Source organism: Acaryochloris thomasi RCC1774 (assembly GCF_003231495.1).
GTDB lineage: Bacteria > Cyanobacteriota > Cyanobacteriia > Thermosynechococcales > Thermosynechococcaceae > RCC1774.
In genome coordinates this window covers 1-2,208 of record NZ_PQWO01000063.1, presented here as the reverse complement: position 1 = coordinate 2,208, position 2,208 = coordinate 1, and the positions used below count along the sequence as shown (strand labels likewise).

General features: G+C 41.5%; 1 protein-coding gene. It reads right to left on the bottom strand.

Annotated features, from left to right (window positions below; all coding sequences use genetic code 11):
• Window positions 1-310: 310 nt before the first annotated feature.
• Window positions 311-1,903: an autotransporter outer membrane beta-barrel domain-containing protein gene (locus tag C1752_RS27905; protein WP_110989301.1), complete on the bottom strand. Its 1,593-nt coding sequence runs from the start codon at window positions 1,901-1,903 to the stop codon at window positions 311-313.
• Window positions 1,904-2,208: the final 305 nt, after the last annotated feature.

Genomic DNA, 2,208 nt, shown 5'->3' with positions numbered 1-2,208 from the left:
TCGCAATGAGCGCACTAAAGAAAGTGATCAGTGAGTAGAGCATTCTCATCAGAAGCAACAGACTGTGACTCGTAATTCAGCATTTTTAGTATTTGGCCTGGAGTAGTAGACCTACTCTGGAACAACAAACTATGAACTCAACCAGCCTCAATGACAAACTAAACCGCTGAAAGTACCTAACAGAAAGGATTTCAGTAGCTCATGAGCTAATAATCAAAAAAGTTATTTCCCTGAAACCTATACCTAGAAAGGAATGTGTCAATTTCGCTGCCTCGAGAAATGCGAAAATTATAGCCTGAAATCTATACCCTCAAAGCGTTACAGCCTTAGCGTTGTTTTCTGTTCCGATGTACCCTAAACACCGAGTACCGTCAGATTGCCTATGAAAACCAGACGGCTCAACCAAAAATACTTTCTTACCCGACTCTTTATCAACGATAAACGGGGCAGAAAACGACAACTGTGGCTCTGCAGCTTTCTTCGAAGCAATAGGTAGCGTCTGAGAGAAGTTTCGTGGCTGAGCAGCAAGCCCGCCAGAGCTTTGCATTGAGAACGATGACTGACCACTAGAAGAATCAGGTGAACACGCTAGCTTGACAGTGTTAGTTCTTGGCTGTTGAATTTCAACCTGATCTACAAGGACGGGCCTATCCTCAACATCAATTTCTACTTGACCATCGAATTGAGACCCCAGGTCAGAAGTTGCTGTTATCGTAAGATTTTCGCCAAACACACTCAGGGTATCAATACGAATCCGACCACCCACACTTTGTTCAGCATTTGCCGAAATACGGCTTTCTCCGATACCTACAATCAATGATGAGTTGATTGCGACATTCCCTCCCAGTCCAAGCCCTTTGGCCGAGGCAGAAATGATACTATCGTCAAGACTTAAAAGCTCACTCTGAAGCCGAATATTACCGCCATTCCCAGACTCGGTAGAAGCGGAAATTTCTCCTCTACTACTAAGTTTCAAGAAATCTGCTTCTAGGTTTATATTCCCGGCATTACCAAGACCATCGTTATTAACACTTATCAAAGCTCCATCAACAACAGAAAGATTTTTTGTACTAATATTTAAGCCTCCTGCGTTACCTAGGGGCACTGGCAAAGCTCCAAGCTGATCTTCAAAGGTAGGTCCAGTAATACTGGCAGACGAATCAATTAGACTAGGATTAGGGGAAATGGGATTTGAACCGCTTATGAATATAGATTCAGAAGTATCAATATTTACAGTACCCGCATTACCCGTTCCTACAGTAGAGGTTCCAATCCTTGAACTATCGAACAATGACAGGGTATTGGCATTAATCGTCAACTCTCCAGCATCACCTGGACCAAAGGTAGCAGCATTGATTGAACTCGGGAACAAGAAAAAAGGTAAAATACCAGCTAAACGAATATCTGTTGCCAAAATATTTACACTTCCACCAGAGCCAGGGCCAAATGTTGCAGACCCGATGACGCCGCCGTTTGTCACCAGGAGTTGATCAGTAGAAATGCTGACCTCACCCGATGCGCCTGAGCTAAATGTAGCACTACTTATATTACTAAAAAATATTGGGAATTCAGGAGAGAAATCTAATACATTTAATTCATTACTAGCATCAATAATAATATCGCCAGCTTGCCCTGCTAGAAATGTTCTTGTTGAAATTTGCCCGCCATTTATGAGATTCAACGATTTCGTCTTAATGATGATGTCTCCACCAGTACTATTCCCGAGATTGTCGGTTAGAAATGTACTTGCAATCCTTGCATCATCTTGATTTTCGACAATTGCAGTGATAACTGGGCCTGAGAATCTACCGTCCTCAGCGATATTAAGGAGATTTAATTTTTCGATAGCCTTGACTTGAATATCTCCTGATGGTCTATCTCCAAAGCTTTGAACAAGTAACACTGAACCGCTATCTATAGAAACGTTATTTCCAATGAGAGAAATATTTCCTCCAGGACTTCCAGAGGAGTCAATAAGCGAACGATTAGAGAAACTTATGTCGAGGAAAGAATCAACATTCGAAAAATCAAAATTCTGATTATTAAAATCATCATTAATCAGAACATCACCTTGACGAACAGGGGTTATGCCGACATACGCCTAATTATTCTCACTCAAACCTTGAAACCCTTTATTAATAGTCTATTCAAGACTTCAAAGTTTTGGATTTAGGTAACTTATATGCCTGACCACAGTAGGGGCAGAAC